Raw genomic sequence first — 17,503 nt, forward strand, 5'->3', positions numbered from 1 at the left:
ATAAATAGACGGGGGAACCATATGACAGCGGCAGGCACCATTCGCACCGGCATCGGCGGCTGGACGTTCGAGCCCTGGCGCGGGACGTTCTTCCCCGACGATCTCAAGCAGAAGGACGAGTTGCGCTACGCCAGCAGCAAGCTGAAGGTGATCGAGGTCAACGGGACCTACTATGCGACGCAGAAGCCGGCGACCTTTGCAAAATGGGCCTCCGAGGTGCCGGATGGCTTCATATTCAGCCTGAAGGCGACGCGTTACGTCACCAATCGCAAGATACTGGCGGAAGCCGGGGAATCGATGGAGCGGTTTCTGAAGTCCGGCATCAGCGAGCTCGGCGACCGGCTGGGTCCGCTGCTCTGGCAGTTCGCACCAACGAAGAAATTCGATGCTGAAGACTTCGAAGGCTTTCTGAAGCTCCTGCCGCTGAAGCAGGACGGACTGTCGCTGCGGCACGTCGTTGAGGTACGCCACGATTCGTTCAAGGTGCCGGAGTTCGTCGCGCTGCTGGAGAAATACCAGGTGGCCCCGGTTTGTGCCGACCATCATGACTATCCGATGATCGCCGATGTGACCGCCGATTTCGTCTACAGCCGCCTGCAGAAGGGCTCCGATGAAATCAAGACCTGCTATCCGCCGAAGGAACTGAAAGAGTGGGCGGAGCGCCTTCAGACCTGGGCAGAAGGCAAGTTGCCCGCCGACCTGCCGCTGATCGATTCTGCGCGCAAGGTGAAAGTCCAGCCGCGGGATGTCTTCGCCTTTATGATCCACGATGGAAAAGTCAACGCACCGCAGGGCGCCATTGCCCTGCAGGGCGTGCTTGCCAAATCCTAGTACGGGTCAGAGCGGCCTCACGTGGCCGACCAGTTCTTCGGCCGTCAGGCCCTTGCCGGCCCGGTTTCCCGCTTCGCCGTGCAGCCAGACACCGGCAGCCGCGGCCTCGAAGGCCGGCATGCCCTGCGCCAGAAGTCCGCCGATGATCCCCGCCAGCACATCGCCGGAGCCGGCAGTTGCCAACCATGGCGGCGCATTGCAGTTGATCAGTGCCCGCCCGTCTGGCGCGGCGATCACCGTGTCAGCGCCTTTATAGACGATTGCCGCATGCGAGCGCCTTGCGGCTGCGATTGCCTTCTCGACCTTGCCGAGAGCCTCATCCTTGGCGATATCCGGGAAAAGACGGCCGAACTCGCCTTCATGTGGCGTCAGCACAAGATGAGTCGGCCCGGTGGCAAAAGCATCGAAGAGTGCGTCGGGATCGTCCTTGAATGAGGTGATGCCGTCCGCATCGAGCACGAGATGTCGATCCACCAGCGCTGCCACGAACTGCCGTGCTTTTTCGCCTGTGCCAAAACCCGGGCCGAGAACGAAAGTCGATAGCCGTGCATCGTTGAGCCACTCCTCAAGAGCGGCTCTGTCATCGATTTCGCGCAGCATGATCGCCGTCAGCGCCCCCGCATTGACTTTGAGCGCGGCTCTGGAAGAGGCGATCGTCACCAGCCCCGCCCCAGCCTTCAGACCCGCCATGGCCGACATGCGTGCCGCACCCGTCGCCGTCTCGCTGCCGGAAAAGACGACAAGATGCCCGCGTTTGTATTTGTGGGTTTCCACCAAAGCCTCAGGCACGGAAGACCGCCACTGTTCCGGCGTGTTCTCGGCGATGAGCCCGTTGGCGTTTTCCCGGACGATGCGGGCCGGGATGCCGATATCGACGATCTCGAGCGTGCCGCACAGCTCCCTGCCCGGCATCAGCAGATGCCCGGGTTTGCGCGTCATGAAGCTCACCGTATGGGAAGCGCGAAAGGCGGCGCCCAGCACTCGGCCGGTAGCGCCGTTGACGCCCGACGGCAAATCGACGGCGATAACCGGGATGGAAGCGGCACGTGTTCGTTCGATCACGGCTGCGACGGCGTCAGGCACATCCCGCGCGAGGCCGGCACCGAAAATCGCATCGATGATGAGGTCGCCGGCCCGGGGCAGATAGGCACCGAGCGGCGAGCCGGCAATCGGACAGGCGGAAAAGGCGCGCGCCGCATCGCCCTTCAGCACGGCTGCATCTCCGAGGTGATATACGTCGACCTCGGCACCGCATTCGTGCAACGCCAAAGCGGCCACGTAGCCATCTCCGCCATTGTTGCCGGGGCCGCACAGGACCGCGTATCGCAGCGCCTCCGGACAATCCCGCAAGGCCGCAGCCGCCACCGCCCGGCCGGCTTTCTGCATCAGTCCGAAAGAGTCAATTCCTGAAGCCGCAGCGGCCTTGTCGACCGCCGCCATCGATTGGGGTGTCAGGAGGAGTTCAGCTAGGGTGTGTGTCATGGACGATAATGATCGCAACGACGCCTGAAAAACAATCAAAAAATCCCGCGTGCCGCCGACTTAAATTTGAGCAAAAGCACGCTTTTTAATCAGTCGAATTCAGGGCGTGTAGGCCGTTCCAACCGCTGCGGTCCGCCCTCCATTCCGGATATCGTCCGAAACGTGTCTGCGCATATTCAATTCGGGGCACGATATGTCAAACAACCCTGTATCAGCCTCAAAATTGCTCAAAACTGCAACATTTACCGAAACATCTCTGGATAATCTGGCATGATACGTGCATCAACAAGGGCGAGCGGGCAATGTCCGCTCTAACGGGAGAAGCGGAGAGACATTTTCTCATGAAAAAGATCGAAGCGATCATAAAGCCATTCAAGCTGGACGAAGTGAAGGAAGCCCTTCAGGAAGTCGGCTTGCAGGGTATCACTGTCACGGAAGCCAAGGGCTTCGGTCGCCAGAAAGGTCACACGGAACTCTACCGTGGTGCCGAATATGTCGTCGATTTCCTTCCGAAAGTGAAGGTCGAAGTTGTGTTGGCAGACGAAAATGCCGAAGCGGTTATTGACGCGATCCGCAAGGCGGCGCAGACCGGACGAATTGGCGACGGAAAGATCTTCGTTTCCAATATCGAAGAGGTCATCCGAATCCGTACGGGAGAGACGGGTATAGATGCCATCTAAGCCCTCGCCGGTGGCCAGGGCAAAATCGTCATAAAAAACCGAGGAAGCATCCCATGACGACCGCAAACGAAATTCTGAAACAGATCAAGGACAACGACGTCAAGTTCGTCGACCTGCGCTTTACGGACCCGAAGGGCAAGCTGCAGCACGTGACGATGGACGTTGCCTGCGTCGATGAAGACATGTTCGCCGATGGCGTCATGTTCGACGGCTCCTCTATCGGAGGATGGAAGGCCATCAACGAATCCGACATGGTGCTGATGCCCGACACGGAAACGGTTCACATGGACCCGTTCTTCGCGCAGTCGACCATGGTCATCCTCTGCGACATCCTGGACCCGGTTTCCGGCGAATCCTACAATCGCGATCCGCGCGGTACCGCCAAGAAGGCAGAAGCCTACCTGAAGGCTTCCGGCATCGGCGACACGATCTTCGTAGGCCCGGAGCCTGAGTTCTTCGTATTCGACGACGTCAAGTACAAAGCCGATCCCTACAACACCGGCTTCAAGCTCGATTCCAGCGAACTGCCGTCGAACGACGACACCGACTACGAGACCGGCAACCTCGGTCACCGTCCTCGCGTCAAGGGCGGCTATTTTCCAGTTCCGCCGATCGACAGTTGCCAGGACATGCGCTCCGAGATGCTGACGGTTCTCGGCGAAATGGGCGTCGTGGTTGAAAAGCACCATCACGAAGTGGCTGCGGGACAGCACGAACTCGGCGTCAAGTTCGACACGCTGGTGCGCAACGCCGACAAGATCCAGATCTACAAGTACGTCGTTCATCAGGTCGCCAACGCCTATGGCAAGACGGCGACCTTCATGCCCAAGCCGATCTTCGGCGATAACGGCTCGGGCATGCATGTGCACCAGTCGATCTGGAAGGGCGGCAAGCCGACCTTCGCCGGCGACGAGTATGCCGGCCTGTCGGAATCCTGCCTCTATTACATCGGCGGCATCATCAAGCACGCGAAGGCCATCAACGCTTTCACAAACCCGTCGACGAACTCCTACAAGCGTCTCGTCCCGGGCTATGAGGCTCCGGTGCTGCTTGCCTATTCGGCTCGCAATCGTTCGGCTTCCTGCCGTATTCCCTTCGGCTCCAACCCGAAGGCGAAGCGCGTAGAAGTTCGCTTCCCGGATCCGACTGCCAACCCATACCTGGCGTTTGCCGCCATGCTGATGGCCGGCCTTGACGGCATCAAGAACAAGATCCATCCCGGCAAGCCGATGGACAAGGACCTGTACGACCTGCCGCCGAAGGAACTGAAGAAGATCCCGACCGTCTGCGCATCGCTGCGTGAAGCGCTGGAAAACCTTGATCGGGACCGCAAGTTCCTGACCGCCGGCGGCGTGTTCGACGACGACCAGATCGATTCGTTCATCGAACTGAAAATGGTGGAGGTCATGCGCTACGAAATGACACCCCATCCGGTCGAATTCGACATGTACTACTCGGCCTAGTCATCAACCAGAAAGTCCCGGTCATCGCCGGGACTTTTTTTCTGCGCCGAGCCAGCGCGGCGTGCTTTACTGGTCTTGTCGGCCGCCTGACTATGGCAGCGCTGTGGGACAACGGCGGCAAAAGGCTTGAAAAATGTGGCGCATCGTCCCACATAATTGCGTGAAAGGAAGTCGCGCCATGAAACAAAAAGATGCAAAATTCAATATCGGCGAAGTGGTCCGGCATCGGGTGTTTCCATTCCGAGGCGTCGTGTTCGACGTAGATCCGGAGTTCGCCAACACGGAAGAATGGTGGAATGCCATTCCGACCGAGGTTCGTCCCAGCAAGGACCAGCCGTTCTATCACCTGCTGGCTGAAAACGAGGAGACGGAATATGTCGCTTATGTCTCAGAGCAGAACCTCGTCAGCGACGACAGCGGAGAACCTCTCCGCAACCCGCAGGTCTACCAAATCTTCGACCGCAAGACGACCGGCGAGCTCAAGCCCAAGATGAGCTTCGCCCACTGATCCCTCAACAGATACGCGCCTATGAAAGGAAGCCGACAAACCGGCTTGCTTTTTTTGTCGTCTGACGATGAGCCATAAAAAAAGCCCGGCTGAACCGGGCTTTTTAGATCATACGCGTGTGGTGCTTACTGGGACTTCGCTGCCTTCTGGGCGTCTTCAAGCTTCTTGCGGGCTTCTTCAGCCTTCTTCTGCATGCTGTCCTGCAGGCTGCGCTGGCTTTCTGCGAGCTTGGTATCGGAGATCGCCGGGCCGTCATAGGCGGCGCCGAAGCCGGTCAGCGAAACCTTGATCGGGTTCGGAGCGCGGCGGAAGTTGATCGATGTGAAGGTCACGTCCGTGCCCTTCTTCAGCGATGCGATCGTCGCATCCGTCAGAGGAATTTCGGCTGTGCACTTGTCCGGCAGGCAGACGGCGTAATCGACCTTCTGGCCCTTGCCGCCATCGATCTGCATGGTGATGCCGGGCCCGATCAGGCGCGCTGTCGGGACGGAGATCTGCAGGATCTTGCGGTTGACCTTGCCGTCGATAGAGATCAGACCAATTGCCGTCACCAGCTGGCCGCTGTTGGCCATGATCAGGTTCTGGACGATGCAGATGTCGTTGTCATCCTGCTTTGCGCATGTCTTGTACCAGCCGAGACGTGGGGTCTGAGCGGCGCCATCGGCCGGAGCAGCCGGTGCATCCTGCGCAAAAGCCGGCGCAGCAGCGCCCATCACGAGTGCCAGTGCAGACAGAGCCGCGCGAATTGTTTTGTCAGTTTTGAACGTCATAGCGAAATCCGCCTCCTGAAATCCGATGCAAAGCAGCCTTCTGCCACCTCATGCCTTTCGGGTCAAACTGCTGTCCACCTGTCGAAAGAATAAGGCAAATGCATGACTCCGAACTGTGGATCACCTGTTACATGGCGTTGCTTCGGATATCCAGCTTTTCTTTGCATGTTTCGGCCGCAGGATGGACAAATCCGATGCCTATGTCTTGGATCGAGGAGGCCATGATAAGGTCGCCGTCACGAATCATGCCCTTATGGGAAAGGATGCCATGCGAGCGCTCCGGGTCGCGATTTATCTAGCTGCGGCAATGCTTTGCAAGACCGCCCAGGCGGACCCCGTGCACGGCCTTGCCATGCACGGCGATCCGGCGCTTGCCGCCGACTTCAAGGCCCTCCCTTACGTCAATCCGACCGTCAAGAAGGGCGGCCACATCAGCTACGGGGTGGTCGGTACCTTCGATAATCTCAACCCTTTCATCCTCAAAAGCATGCGGACGACGGCGCGCGGCATGTGGGATCCGGACTACGGCAACATCGTCTACGAAACGCTGATGCAGCGCTCGCGCGACGAGCCGTTTACCCTCTACGGCTTGCTCGCCCAGACCGCCGAATGGGACGACAAGCGGTCCTATATACAGTTCAATCTCAATCCCGCCGCCAAGTGGTCGGATGGCCAGCCGGTGACACCGGATGATGTGATCTTCAGCTTCAACCTTTTGCGTGACAAGGGCCGCGTGCCCTACTCGAACCGGCTGAATGCCGTTGCCAAGATGGAGAAAGTCGGCGAGCACAGTGTCCGCTTCACCTTCAACGACAAGGCCGACCGCGAGACGCCGATGATCATCGCCAGCTCGACGCCGATCCTGCCGCAGCATGCGATCGATCCGGATAAATTCGACCAGACGACGCTGGTGGCACCCATCGGGTCCGGGCCTTACCGGGTGAAAACGGTGAACCCCGGCGACAGCATCGTCTTTGCGCGGAACCCGGATTACTGGGGCAAGGATATTCCGGCCAAGGTCGGGGTCGACAATTACGACCTGCTGACCGTTCACTATTTCCTGCAGGAAAACACGCTGTTCGAGGCCTTCAAGAAAGGCGATGTCGATATCTATGCGGATGGTAGCCCCGGCCACTGGGCAAATGCCTACGACTTTCCGGCGGCGCGCTCCGGCGAGGTTGTAAAGGATGTCTTCAATCCCAAGCTTCCCAGCGGCATGTTCGGATTTGTCTTCAACACGCGGCGGCCGATCTTCGCCAACGCCAAGGTGCGCGAAGGCCTTTCGCTGGCTTTCGATTTCGAGTGGGTCAACAAGAACCTATCGTCAGGCGCCTATACGCGAACGGAGAGCTACTGGCAGGGCTCAGACCTGTCTTCCTTCGGCGTACCCGCCGATGCCCGCGAGCTCGAAATGCTGGGTCCGATCAGCAAGCGCATCGATCCGGCCGTGCTCGACGGTACCTACAAGCTGCCCGTCACCAACGGTTCCGGCCGCGACCGCACCGTGCTGCGCCGGGCCGTGGATCTGCTAAAGGCAGGTGGATACACGATCAAGGATGACAAGATGGTCGATGCCGGCGGGCATCAGCTGGCGTTCGAGATCATGACACAGAATGCCGACCAGGAGAGACTGGCAATCGCCTACCGGAGAACGCTGAACCTGCTGGGGATCGAGGTGGCGATCCGCACCGTCGACGATTCGCAGTACCAGCGCCGGACAATCAGCTTCGACTACGACATCATCATCAAATCGTTCACATCTTCCCTCTCGCCGGGCATCGAGCAGGTCGGGCGATGGGGTTCGGTGGCGCGTGATCGACAGGGCAGCGAGAACTTTGCGGGCGTTGCCGATCCCGATGTGGATACGTTGATCGGCCACATTCTCTCGGCGCGCGGCGTTGAGGATTTTCGCGATGCCGTCCGTTCCTTCGACCGGCTGTTGCTTTCCGGCCATTACTTCGTGCCGCTCTATCATATCGACCAGCAATATGTGGCTCGGCACAAACGGATAGGGCATCCGGCTGTCACGCCCCTATACGGCTATCAGCTGCCTGTGTGGTGGGATGCGTCGGTGCAGTGAGGTAGTTCCTTTTTGGTGCCTGGTTGAAGCCAGGCGGCAAAGAGACTATTTCGGTCCGATAAACAGGAAAGGGCAACGACCATGGAACGCATCACAATCGATATCGTCTCGGACGTCGTCTGCCCGTGGTGCTACCTCGGCAAGGCGCGGCTCGAACTGGCGATTGCCGAAGTGCAGGACGAAGTCGGTGTCGACATCAACTGGCGCCCTTACCGTCTCAATCCGGATTATCCGCCTGAAGGCGTCGACCAGAAGCAAAAGCTGGCTGAAAAGCTTGGCGGTGCAGACAAGGTGGCCAGCGCTCACGCGATGCTCACAGGTCTTGGCCGCGAGGTCGGAATTGCATTCAATTTCGATGCCATCACCATCGGCCCGAACACGCTCGATGCCCACAGACTGATCCACTGGGCTGTGACCGAAGATCGCGAACTCCAGAACCGGGTGGTCGAAGGCCTCTTCAAGGCGAATTTCGAAGAAGGCAGAAATGTCGGCAACCACGCCGTACTTCTCGACATCGCCGAAGCCGCCGGACTGGATCGCGCGGTCATCGAGGCCCTCCTCGCCTCCGATGCCGACAGCGACCTGATCGTCGCGGAAATCGAGTCGGCACGGCAGATGGGCGTCAACGGCGTGCCGTTCTTCATCTTCGACCAGCAATATGCAGTCAGCGGCGCCCAGACGCCGGATGTGATTGCCAACGCGCTCCGCGACATCGCCAAGACGAAGGGCGAGGCCCGCGCGGCGCTCAACTAGCGCAGCATTTCTCACATTTACCCTGTAAATCAGGCTGCGCGCTCCGTCAGGGCACGCAGCCTTTTATTTTGCCAGTTCCGCCAGCTGCGTCATGACTACGGCGGCGCCCGCCAAGCGCTTGGCTGGTGTTGGGAGGTCGCGGGTGAGGAAGACGCTGTGGTCTGGCCTGATCTTCGCCATTGAGCCCTGCCTGGCGATATAGCCGACGAGGGCTGCCGGATTCGGGAATTCCTTGTGGCGGAACTGCACGACGACACCCTTCGGCCCGGCATCGAGCTTCTCCACATGGGCAATGCGGCAGAGAGACTTGATGTAGACGATCTTCAGCAGGTGCTGCACCTCGATCGGCATGGGTCCGAAGCGGTCGATCATCTCGGCGCCGAAACCGTCGATTTCCTTGAGATCGGTGATCTCGCCGAGCCGGCGGTAGAGCGCCATGCGCAGGTGCAGGTCGGGCACATAGTCGTCGGGGATCATCACCGGCGTGCCCACCGAAATCTGCGGCGACCAACCGGTGTCCTGGATCTCGTCGACGCCCTTCACTTCGACCACGGCCTCTTCCAGCATCTGCTGGTAGAGTTCGAAGCCAACCTCCTTGATATGGCCAGACTGTTCCTCGCCCAGCAGATTGCCGGCGCCTCGGATGTCCAGATCGTGGCTGGCGAGCTGGAAGCCGGCGCCGAGGGTATCCAGCGACTGCAGCACCTTCAGGCGGCGCTCTGCCGTCGAGGTGAGCACCTTGTTGACGGGCAGCGTGAACAGCGCGAAAGCCCGCACCTTGGAACGTCCGACACGACCGCGCAGCTGGTAAAGCTGGGCAAGCCCGAACATGTCGGCGCGGTGGACGATCAGGGTGTTGGCAGTCGGCACGTCGAGGCCAGATTCGACGATGGTGGTCGACAGCAGCACATCGTAGCGGCCCTCGTAGAAGGCATTCATGATGTCTTCGAGCTCGCTCGCCGGCATCTGGCCGTGGGCAACGGCGACTTTCAGTTCCGGCAGATCCGATTGCAGGAAAGCGTGGATATCGGAAAGGTCGGCGAGCCGTGGGCAGACATAGAAACTCTGGCCCCCCCGATAATGCTCGCGCATCAGCGTTTCGCGGATCACCAGCGAATCGAAGGGCGAGATGAAGGTGCGCACCGCCATGCGGTCGACCGGTGGCGTCTTGATCAGGGAGAGCTCGCGCACACCCGTCATCGCCAGCTGCAGGGTGCGCGGGATCGGCGTCGCCGAGAGGGTGAGGACGTGGACGTCGCTCTTCAGCTCCTTCAGCCGCTCCTTGTGCTTGACGCCGAAATGCTGCTCTTCGTCGATGACCAGCAGGCCAAGATTGGCGAACTTGATACCGTTGCCGAGCAGCGCGTGCGTACCGACGACGATGTCGGTCTTGCCTTCGGCGACTTCCTTCTTGGTCAGTGCCAGTTCCTTTGCGCCAACCAGGCGCGAAGCCTGCTGAACCCGGATCGGCAGACCACGGAAACGCTCGGAAAACGTCTTGAAATGCTGGCGAGCCAGCAGCGTCGTCGGCACCACGATCGCCACCTGGGCGCCGTTCATCGCCGCGACGAAGGCGGCGCGCAACGCAACTTCCGTCTTGCCGAACCCGACGTCGCCGCAGACGAGGCGATCCATCGGCCGGCCGGCGGCGAGATCGTCACGCACGGCGTCGATGGCGTTCGCCTGATCCTCGGTCTCGTCGTAAGGGAAGCGAGCGGCGAACTCGTCGTAGATGCCATCGGGTGCGATCAGCGCCGGCGCATGGCGCGTCAGGCGTTCGGCCGCGATACGGATCAGGGATCCGGCCATATCCAGCAGCCGCTTCTTCAGCTTGGCCTTGCGCATCTGCCATGCACCGCCGCCGAGCCTGTCCAGCTGCGCGTCGCTGGTTTCCGAGCCGTAGCGCGACAGGAGGTCGATGTTTTCGACCGGCAGGAACAGCTTTGCGTCGTCGGCATAGAGCAGCTCGAGACAGGCATGCGGCGCGCCGGCAGCCTCGATGGTCCGGAGGCCGACGAAGCGGCCTATGCCGTGTTCGGCGTGGACGACGATGGAGCCTTCGTCGAGGCCTGCGACTTCGGAAATGAAGTTGGCGCCGCGCTTGCTGCGCTTGGAGCGGCGGACCATGCGGTCGCCGAGAATGTCCTGTTCACCGATGACGACCAGATTGCCGGTTTCGAAACCGCTTTCGAGGTTGAGCACGGCCGCTGCCGCCTCGCCCTTGGCCAGCGCATCGACATCCTTCATCGCCTCGATGGTCTTGACGCGTTGCAGGCCATGCTCGGCGAGCACCTGTAGCAGGCGCTCCAGCGAGCCTTCCGTCCAGGCGGTGACGAGTACCTTGCCACCGGCCGCACGACGATCTGCGATATGCTTGACGACGGCATCGAAGACGTTGACGCGCTCGGCATCGACCTGCTCGGTGGCACCGCGGGCCCAGCGCGGCCCCTGGCGCGCATCGACATTGACCACCATCCGGGTCGCGCCCTCGTGCTCGTTGAACGGCGACATCCGGATGGCGTTGAAGGCATCGAGCGTCGCGCCAAACATCTTGCCGTCGAGGTAAAGCTCGCCGGGGGCCACAGGCTTGTAGGGGGTGCCCTGCGTCATCGCGCCCTTGCGTTGCTCGCCGGACTGCTGGCGCGCCTCGTAATAGTCGCGGACGAGCTTCGAGCGCTCCTCTGCTGCTTCGCGCACCGTATGGTCGGTGATGAAGCGGAAGCCCTTCAGGTAGTCGAAGATCGTATCGAGCTTTTCATAGAAAAGCGGCAACCAGTGCTCCATGCCGGGATACCGCCGGCCTTCGGAGACGGCGACATACAGGGCGTCGTCGCGGGTGGCAGCGCCGAAGGTCGCCAGGTAATTGGTACGGAAGCGGCTGATCGTATCCGGCGTCAGCGTCACTTCGCTCATCGGATTGAGATCGAGCGAGCGCACCTGCCCGGTCGTCCGCTGGCTTGCCGGGTCGAAGCTGCGGATGCTCTCCAGCGTATCGCCGAAGAAATCGAGGCGCACGGGCTCTTCCGACCCGGGCACGAAGACATCGAGAATACCGCCGCGCACCGCGAATTCACCGACCTCGCGCACGGTCGCGACCCGGTCGAAACCGTTGCGCTCCAGGCGGCCGGCGATATCGTCCATGCGCAACTGGCTGCCGGGCTTTGCCGAGAAGGCCAGGCTTTCGATCACGTCCTGCGGGGCGACCTTCTGCAACAGGGCATTGACGGTGACGAGGACGATCGCCGAATGTGGCTTCTTGTGGTAGGCGATCAGCCCGCCAAGCGCCGCCAGCCGGCGTGCCGACGTGTCGGAACTCGGGGAAACGCGGTCATAGGGAAGGCAGTCCCAGGCCGGCAGGGTCAGCACCGGAATTTCAGGCGCAATGAACGACAGCATCTGCTCGATGTCAGCCATGCGCTGTCCGTCGGAAAGCACGTAGGCAACCGGTTCGCCGGACCGCGCCAATTCCGCGATGATAAAGGGATCGAGGCCGGCCGGAACGTTGCCGATCGTCAGCGGCACGGGCGCCGCTGCAAGTTTCCTGACGTCGATACCTGCAATCATTCCGCGACCCTGCGCAGGTCGGCGGTCATCTGTTCGAAATCCGGCGCGTAGGCGGCAATGCGGGTAAACAGCGGCGTCTGGAACCGCTCGGGTACGGGAAGCGTGCCGAGGATCCAGCGGTTCAGATCATTGTCTTCCTCATCCATGATGATCTCGAACTCGTCGAGCTCGGCCTCCGACAGTGTCGGCAGCTCTGCGTCCGCGAACTGGCCGAACACCAGATCCATTTCCCGGAGACCGCGATGCCAGCAACGAAACAGAATCCGCTTGCGGCGTGGATCGAGGAGCGCGCTGCTCAGTGTTACGCCTGTCATCTCACACACCTTCTTGTTGCTGCGTCTCTATAAAGCATCGCTTCGAAATGTGGGAACCGGTTTTTCGGAAAAAAGACGCTGCCGGGGATTTTTCCGGGGGCATGTCGAGAACTCTCGGCGGATCGCGTCATCCGGCCTTGCCAAAGCGGGGTCCGCCGTCGCATTTTGCCGCCATCATGCGCCCTGCCATTCTCGATCCGCTGTTTGCTTCCATTTCCTCGCTGCCGGGCGTCGGGCCAAAAGTGGCCGACCTGCTGGTAAAGCTGCTTGGCCGCGAAAATCTTGAGGACACCAGGGTCGTCGACCTGCTGTTCCATGCCCCCTCATCAATCGTCGACCGGCGCGAACAGCCGGGAATCGCACGGGCGCCGCAGGGGACCATCGTCACCATCACCGGCCGGGTCGACCGCCATCAGGCGCCGCCGCCGCGCACCAGCCAGCCGTACCGCGTGTTCCTGCACGACGAGACCGGCGAACTCGGCCTCGTCTTCTTCCGAGGCAAGGCACAGTGGCTGGAAAAGCAGCTACCGCTCGGCGAGACCGTCACCGTCAGCGGCAAGGTCGACTGGTTCAACGGCCGTCCGTCAATGGTGCATCCGGATTACATCGTCCGCGAAAGCGAAGGCGAGACTCTGCCCCTGGTGGAGCCCGTCTACCCGCTGACCGCCGGCCTGACGTTGCGCACCGTCCGCAAGGCGATCGAGGCGGCGCTGACGCGCATGCCGGATATGCCGGAATGGGACGACGCAGCGTTGGTGACGAAGCAGGGCTTTTCCGATTTCGCGACGAGCTTCCGAATGCTGCACGATCCGCGCGATGCGAAAGACATCGACCCGCAGGCACCTGCCCGCCGTCGCCTTGCCTATGACGAGTTCCTGGCCGGCCAGTTGTCTCTGGCACTTGTCCGCCAGCGGCTGCGTCGCGTGCCGGGCCAGCCCGTTCATGCGACTGGTAAGATCAGCAGCCGGATTCTTGGCGCGCTGCCTTTCTCGCTGACCGGCAGCCAGACGGCGGCAATCGCCGATGTCCTGAAGGACATGGCGGGCAGCGAGCGCATGCTGCGCCTGCTGCAGGGGGATGTAGGTGCCGGCAAGACGCTGGTAGCGTTGATGGCGATTGCCGCCGTGATCGAGAACGGCGGACAGGCGGTGCTGATGGCGCCAACGGAAATCCTCGCCCGCCAGCACTACAGCACGATCTCAAAATTCGCTGCCGTTGCAGGACTTTCTATCGAAGTCCTCACAGGCCGCACGAAGGGCAAGGAGCGTGACGGAATCCTTGAGCGCATTGCGTCCGGTCAGGCCCAGATCGTCATCGGCACCCATGCGCTGTTTCAGGACAGCGTCTCCTATGCAAACCTGATGCTGGCTGTCGTCGATGAGCAGCACCGGTTCGGCGTCCACCAGCGGCTGCGCCTGACGGCCAAGGGGATCTCACCGCATATGCTGGTGATGACGGCGACGCCGATCCCCAGAACGCTGGTGCTGGCCGCGTTCGGCGACATGGATGTCTCGAAGCTGACGGAAAAGCCGGCCGGCCGCAAGCCGATCCATACCGTGACCGTTCCCACGGAACGCGTCGGCGATATCGTCCAGCGGCTGCGCAGCGCCCTTGCCGATGGCAAGAAGGCCTACTGGATCTGCCCGCTGGTGGAAGAGTCCGAGCAATCCGACCTGATGTCCGTCGAGGAGCGCTTCGAGACGCTCGCCCAGTTCTTCGGGCCCAAGGTCGGGCTCATCCACGGGCGGATGAGCGGGCCGGAAAAGGATGCCACGATGCAGGCTTTCAAGAACGGCGAAACCAGGCTGCTGGTGGCGACCACTGTCGTGGAAGTCGGCGTCGACGTACCGGATGCGACGATCATGGTCATCGAGCGCGCCGAGCGCTTCGGGCTGGCGCAGTTGCACCAGTTGCGCGGTCGTGTCGGACGCGGTGACGAGGCGTCGAGCTGCATCCTTCTCTACAAGGGACCGCTCAGCGAAACCGGCCATGCGCGGCTATCGATCATGCGCGACACCGAGGACGGTTTTCGCATCGCCGAGGAAGACCTGAAATTGCGCGGCGAAGGCGAGCTTCTCGGCACCCGTCAGTCGGGCACCCCGGGCTTTCGCATCGCCAGCATCGAAGCCCATGCCGATCTTCTGGAAATTGCCCGGAAAGACGCCGCCTATCTCATTGAACGGGACGCAGATCTCGTCAGTGATCGCGGCCAGGCCGTCAGGACGCTGCTATATCTATTCCGGCGTGATGAGGCGATCCGCTTTCTCCGCGCGGGCTAGGCGCTTTGCCTTGTACGCCGTGTGGAGTTCCGAGGTGGGCAAAGCATCGACGTGATCCGGCGTCACCAGTCCACCCGAAATGAGCAGCCTCGCCCCGTCTTCCGGGCTCATGTCGAGAATGACGATTTTTTCGCGCGGCACGAACACCAGGAAGCCTGCGGTCGGAACTGGCGTCGGCGGCAGGAAGACACTAACCATATCCACGCCCATGGCGTTGAACTTGGATGCGATCTCGCCCTTTGCATCGGTTGCGACGAAGACAAGCGACCAGAGGCCGGGGCTCGGATATTCGATCAGCCCCACCTGCTTGAAAGAATTGCTCTTCTCCTTCAGCACCGTTTCGAAGATTTGCTTGAGGCTCTTGTAGATGGTGCGGACCAGCGGCACCCGACGCACCAAGGATTCACCAAACTGGACGATGCTTTGGCCGATGAGGTTCTTGCCGAGAAAGCCGATGATAGTGATGAAGATCATCGCCATGACAAGCCCGGTTCCGGGCACGGCGAAGTTAAGGTAGCTCTCGGGGTCGTAGCGGGCGGGAATGTAGGGTTCAACCCAACTGTCAGCCCAGTGGACGACGGACCAGGTCAGCCACAGCGTAATGGCGATCGGCGCGCAGATGATGAGCCCCGTCAGAAAATTGTTGCGGATGCGTGCCGCGACCGACAGTCTCGTCGTCGTCTTTTCGGGATTTTCCGCCATTTGTCGTTTCTGAACTCCGTTCAGCCTGCCGCGTCGTCAGCAAAATCCCCATTGCCGACAGAGTTGAAATTGCCAGAAGTTGCTGCGACGCACAACCCGCAGCAACGCTTGCCACCAACCCGTTAATGCATCAGGACGCAGCAATCGACAGCGTAGCGCCTCAAATCACTCAACCGTGACCGATTTCGCCAGATTGCGGGGCTGGTCGACGTCGGTGCCCATGAAGACTGCCGTGTGGTAGGCAAGCAGCTGGATCGGCATGGAGAAGATCATCGGCGCAATGATTTCGTCGACGACCGGCAGCACGATAGTCGCCATGGTCGGCAGGTTGGAGGCGGCAGCACCGGCCTCGTCGGTGATGAAGATGATGCGCCCGCCGCGTGCCGCAACCTCCTGCATGTTCGAAATGGTCTTCTCGAAGAAGCGGTCATAGGGCGCGATGACGATGACCGGCATGTTTTCGTCGATCAATGCGATCGGTCCGTGCTTGAGCTCGCCTGCCGCATAGCCTTCGGCGTGAATGTAGGAAATTTCTTTCAGCTTCAGCGCGCCTTCCATCGCCAGCGGGTAGCTGGTGCCGCGACCGAGATAGAGCACGTCCTTGAACTTGGCGATCTCGCGGGCAAGGCTTTCCATCTGCGGCTGGATCAGGTTAAGCACCCGGCTCATGATACGCGGCATCTCGGCCAGGTGGCGGACAAGGGTCACCTCCTCGTCGGCGCTGACAGTCCCGCGCGCGCGACCGGCTCCGATTGCGAGCGCTGCCAGGACGGCCAGCTGGCAGGTGAAGGCCTTCGTCGAAGCGACGCCGATCTCTGGGCCTGCCATGATCGGAAAGACGGCATCGGATTCACGGGCAATGGTCGATTCGCGAACGTTGACGATGGCGCCGATCTTCAGGCCGTTTTCCTTGCAGTAGCGGAGCGACGCCAGCGTATCTGCCGTCTCCCCGGACTGCGAGATGAACAGCGCTGCCTGGCTTGGCAAAATTGGCATCTCGCGGTATCGGAACTCGGATGCGACATCGATTTCGACTGGCAGGCGCGCATAGCGCTCGAACCAGTATTTGCCGATCAGACCCGCAAGAAATGCAGTGCCGCAGGCAGATACCGCAAGCCCGGTCACACCGCTGAAATCGATCGCCGACGCATTGGCATTGATGCGGTTGCTGGCAAAGTCGACATAATGGCCTAGCGCATGGGAGATGACTTCCGGCTGTTCATAGATTTCCTTTTCCATGAAATGCCGGTGATTTCCCTTGTCGACAACGAAGGCAGTTGCCTGAGAGATCTGCCGGGCACGCTGGACCGGCTTGCCGGCAAAATCGAATATCTCGGCAGCCTCGCGCGTCACGATGGCGAAGTCGCCGTCGACGAGATAGGCGATATCGTTGGTGAACGGCGACAGCGCGATGGCGTCCGAGCCGAGGAACATCTCGCCACGACCGTAGCCGATGGCCAGCGGCGGGCCCGAGCGGGCAGCCATCAGCACATCGGGATGATCCTTGAACATCACCACCAGCGCGTATGCGCCGGTGACGCGGTTGAGCATGCGGAGCATCGCTGCCTGCGGCTCAAGGCCCTCGCGGATCGACTTTGCCAGCAGATGGGCAACGACCTCGGTGTCGGTCTGGGTGGTAAAGACTGCGCCCTCGCCTTTCAGCTCTTCGCGCAACTCGGAAAAGTTCTCGATGATGCCGTTGTGGACAACAGCGACGCCATCGACGAAATGCGGATGGGCATTGGTTTCGTTCGGAACGCCGTGGGTCGCCCACCGCGTATGGGCAATGCCGATCGATCCGTCCAGCGGCTCGCGGTCGAGCAGGCTTTCGAGATTGAACAGCTTTCCTTCGGCGCGGCGGCGCTCGAGAATATCGTCATGGATGGTGGCGACGCCGGCCGAATCGTAGCCGCGATATTCGAGACGCTTCAGCGCATCGACCAAACGGCCGGCCACAGGCTTGGCTCCTACGATACCGACAATGCCGCACATGAACTTCTCCGTCTCAACTCTTCGATGCAACGACTTCTAGCGGTTCTTCGGCGTTACTCAATCGGGCCAGCGGTCACATTGAATT

At 60.9% G+C, this 17,503-nt stretch carries 13 protein-coding genes; 7 read left to right on the forward strand and 6 right to left on the reverse strand.

Features of this window, described 5'->3' with window-relative positions; all coding sequences use genetic code 11:
- Positions 1 to 21: 21 nt before the first annotated feature.
- A complete protein-coding gene (locus J5278_RS10940; protein ID WP_209183708.1) occupies positions 22 to 831 on the forward strand; it encodes a DUF72 domain-containing protein in 810 nt (269 codons plus the stop codon).
- 6 nt (positions 832 to 837) lie between these two features.
- Here J5278_RS10940 and J5278_RS10945 read toward each other — a convergent pair whose 3' ends face one another.
- On the reverse strand, positions 838 to 2,313 hold the full coding sequence (locus tag J5278_RS10945) for an NAD(P)H-hydrate dehydratase (protein WP_209183707.1): 1,476 nt from the start codon (positions 2,311 to 2,313) through the stop codon (positions 838 to 840).
- 341 nt (positions 2,314 to 2,654) lie between these two features.
- On the opposite strand from J5278_RS10945, the gene J5278_RS10950 reads away from it, so the two are divergent.
- The 3 genes from J5278_RS10950 (at position 2,655) to hspQ (ending at position 4,964) form a co-directional block, all read left to right on the forward strand.
- A complete protein-coding gene (locus J5278_RS10950; RefSeq protein WP_003579240.1) occupies positions 2,655 to 2,993 on the forward strand; it encodes a P-II family nitrogen regulator in 339 nt (112 codons plus the stop codon).
- Between the two features lie 53 nt (positions 2,994 to 3,046).
- On the forward strand, positions 3,047 to 4,456 hold the full coding sequence (gene glnA / locus J5278_RS10955; protein ID WP_142822635.1) for a type I glutamate--ammonia ligase: 1,410 nt from the start codon (positions 3,047 to 3,049) through the stop codon (positions 4,454 to 4,456).
- Between the two features lie 178 nt (positions 4,457 to 4,634).
- Entirely contained in the window at positions 4,635 to 4,964 is a 330-nt protein-coding gene (hspQ, locus tag J5278_RS10960; RefSeq protein WP_111215626.1) for a heat shock protein HspQ, read from the forward strand.
- Positions 4,965 to 5,089: 125 nt separating this feature from the next.
- Here hspQ and J5278_RS10965 read toward each other — a convergent pair whose 3' ends face one another.
- Positions 5,090 to 5,734 (reverse strand): invasion associated locus B family protein, encoded by a 645-nt coding sequence (locus J5278_RS10965; protein ID WP_209183706.1) that lies wholly within the window; start codon positions 5,732 to 5,734, stop codon positions 5,090 to 5,092.
- A 268-nt stretch (positions 5,735 to 6,002) separates the two neighbouring features.
- Here J5278_RS10965 and J5278_RS10970 point away from each other — a divergent pair, with 268 nt between their 5' ends.
- The gene (locus tag J5278_RS10970; protein ID WP_209183705.1) at positions 6,003 to 7,814 is read left to right on the forward strand and encodes an extracellular solute-binding protein; all 1,812 of its coding nucleotides are present in this window, start codon (positions 6,003 to 6,005) and stop codon (positions 7,812 to 7,814) included.
- An 81-nt stretch (positions 7,815 to 7,895) separates the two neighbouring features.
- Positions 7,896 to 8,567 carry a DsbA family oxidoreductase gene (locus J5278_RS10975; RefSeq protein ID WP_209183704.1) on the forward strand — a complete coding sequence of 224 codons (672 nt, stop codon included), beginning with the start codon at positions 7,896 to 7,898 and terminating at the stop codon, positions 8,565 to 8,567.
- A 63-nt stretch (positions 8,568 to 8,630) separates the two neighbouring features.
- On the opposite strand, the gene mfd is transcribed toward J5278_RS10975, so the two are convergent.
- Complete coding sequence (mfd, locus tag J5278_RS10980) at positions 8,631 to 12,131, reverse strand: transcription-repair coupling factor (protein WP_209187455.1); 3,501 nt, start codon at positions 12,129 to 12,131, stop codon at positions 8,631 to 8,633.
- Entirely contained in the window at positions 12,128 to 12,445 is a 318-nt protein-coding gene (locus J5278_RS10985) for a succinate dehydrogenase assembly factor 2 (RefSeq protein ID WP_209183702.1), read from the reverse strand. The genes mfd and J5278_RS10985 overlap by 4 nt, the downstream gene beginning before the upstream one ends.
- Before the next feature lie 176 nt (positions 12,446 to 12,621).
- Between J5278_RS10985 and recG the strand changes: the two genes are divergently transcribed.
- On the forward strand, positions 12,622 to 14,724 hold the full coding sequence (recG, locus tag J5278_RS10990; RefSeq protein WP_209187504.1) for an ATP-dependent DNA helicase RecG: 2,103 nt from the start codon (positions 12,622 to 12,624) through the stop codon (positions 14,722 to 14,724).
- On the opposite strand, the gene J5278_RS10995 is transcribed toward recG, so the two are convergent.
- Both J5278_RS10995 and glmS read right to left on the reverse strand, forming a co-directional pair.
- Complete coding sequence (locus J5278_RS10995; protein WP_142822627.1) at positions 14,680 to 15,426, reverse strand: DUF502 domain-containing protein; 747 nt, start codon at positions 15,424 to 15,426, stop codon at positions 14,680 to 14,682. The genes recG and J5278_RS10995 overlap by 45 nt on opposite strands.
- A 165-nt stretch (positions 15,427 to 15,591) precedes the next feature.
- The gene (gene glmS, locus J5278_RS11000; RefSeq protein WP_209183701.1) at positions 15,592 to 17,418 is read right to left on the reverse strand and encodes a glutamine--fructose-6-phosphate transaminase (isomerizing); all 1,827 of its coding nucleotides are present in this window, start codon (positions 17,416 to 17,418) and stop codon (positions 15,592 to 15,594) included.
- Positions 17,419 to 17,503: the final 85 nt, after the last annotated feature.

The sequence above is a fragment of the Rhizobium sp. B21/90 genome (genome assembly GCF_019355815.1).
Classification (GTDB): domain Bacteria; phylum Pseudomonadota; class Alphaproteobacteria; order Rhizobiales; family Rhizobiaceae; genus Rhizobium; species Rhizobium rhododendri.

Coding starts and splice junctions, on each gene's coding strand:
- J5278_RS10940 (WP_209183708.1), top strand. CDS start 22: ATGACAGCGGCAGGCACCATTCGCACCGGCATCGGCGGCTGGACGTTC.
- J5278_RS10945 (WP_209183707.1), bottom strand. CDS start 2,313: ATGACACACACCCTAGCTGAACTCCTCCTGACACCCCAATCGATGGCG.
- J5278_RS10950 (WP_003579240.1), top strand. CDS start 2,655: ATGAAAAAGATCGAAGCGATCATAAAGCCATTCAAGCTGGACGAAGTG.
- glnA (WP_142822635.1), top strand. CDS start 3,047: ATGACGACCGCAAACGAAATTCTGAAACAGATCAAGGACAACGACGTC.
- hspQ (WP_111215626.1), top strand. CDS start 4,635: ATGAAACAAAAAGATGCAAAATTCAATATCGGCGAAGTGGTCCGGCAT.
- J5278_RS10965 (WP_209183706.1), bottom strand. CDS start 5,734: ATGACGTTCAAAACTGACAAAACAATTCGCGCGGCTCTGTCTGCACTG.
- J5278_RS10970 (WP_209183705.1), top strand. CDS start 6,003: ATGCGAGCGCTCCGGGTCGCGATTTATCTAGCTGCGGCAATGCTTTGC.
- J5278_RS10975 (WP_209183704.1), top strand. CDS start 7,896: ATGGAACGCATCACAATCGATATCGTCTCGGACGTCGTCTGCCCGTGG.
- mfd (WP_209187455.1), bottom strand. CDS start 12,131: ATGATTGCAGGTATCGACGTCAGGAAACTTGCAGCGGCGCCCGTGCCG.
- J5278_RS10985 (WP_209183702.1), bottom strand. CDS start 12,445: ATGACAGGCGTAACACTGAGCAGCGCGCTCCTCGATCCACGCCGCAAG.
- recG (WP_209187504.1), top strand. CDS start 12,622: ATGCGCCCTGCCATTCTCGATCCGCTGTTTGCTTCCATTTCCTCGCTG.
- J5278_RS10995 (WP_142822627.1), bottom strand. CDS start 15,426: ATGGCGGAAAATCCCGAAAAGACGACGACGAGACTGTCGGTCGCGGCA.
- glmS (WP_209183701.1), bottom strand. CDS start 17,418: ATGTGCGGCATTGTCGGTATCGTAGGAGCCAAGCCTGTGGCCGGCCGT.